The organism is Stenotrophomonas sp. HMWF023 (genome assembly GCF_003060985.1).
Taxonomy (GTDB): domain Bacteria; phylum Pseudomonadota; class Gammaproteobacteria; order Xanthomonadales; family Xanthomonadaceae; genus Stenotrophomonas; species Stenotrophomonas lactitubi.
The window spans coordinates 2,112-2,695 of record NZ_QAIJ01000343.1 but is presented as its reverse complement, the minus strand read 5'-3'; the positions used below and the strand labels follow the sequence as shown (position 1 = coordinate 2,695).

The window sequence follows — 584 nt, the reverse complement described above, 5'->3', positions numbered from 1 at the left end:
CCGGCCGAGCCGGTGGTGGCCCGCCTGCTCGCCGCCGATGCGCAGCTGCGTGAACTGGAAGTACAGGGCGCGGCACTGGCCGACGCCTTCCTCGACCTGACCCGGGAGGCAGCATGAACACGTTGACCCGTACCACCGGCGCCGGTGCAGCGCCTTCCGCTTGGCTGCGTAGCCTGCGTCCCTATCGCGCTGAACTGCTGGCCGAGCTGCGTCGCGCCTGGCGCTCGCCATCATTCGTGCTGCCTTCGCTGTTGTTCCCGGTGCTGTTCTACCTGTTGTTCGGCGTACTGCTGGGCCGTGGCCACGCACCGGTCTATCTGCTGGCGACCTACTGCGTGTTCGGCGCGATGGCGCCCTCGCTGTTTGGCTTTGGCGTGCAGTTGGCGCTGGACCGTGAAGGCGGCCTGCTGACCCTCAAGCGCGCCTTGCCACTGCCCTCTGCAGCGCCGCTGCTGGCGCGGTTGGCAATGGCCATGCTGTTCGCAGTGCTGATCGCCGCGATGCTGATGGCGGTGGCGTGCCTCTTCGGTGGCGTGCAGCTGCAGGCGACGCAGGTATTGCAGCTGCTGGCCGTGGCCGCGTTT

Annotated in this window: 1 protein-coding gene and 1 pseudogene; both read left to right on the top strand. The window is 68.2% G+C overall.

Going from position 1 to position 584, the window contains the following annotated elements; all coding sequences use genetic code 11:
- A pseudogene (locus tag DBR20_RS23635) lies at positions 1-117 on the top strand (ABC transporter ATP-binding protein); the annotation flags it as partial.
- Positions 114-584: ABC transporter permease (locus DBR20_RS23630; protein WP_343125690.1), on the top strand; the 471-nt coding region annotated here is incomplete at its 3' end. The pseudogene DBR20_RS23635 and the gene DBR20_RS23630, both read left to right, overlap by 4 nt.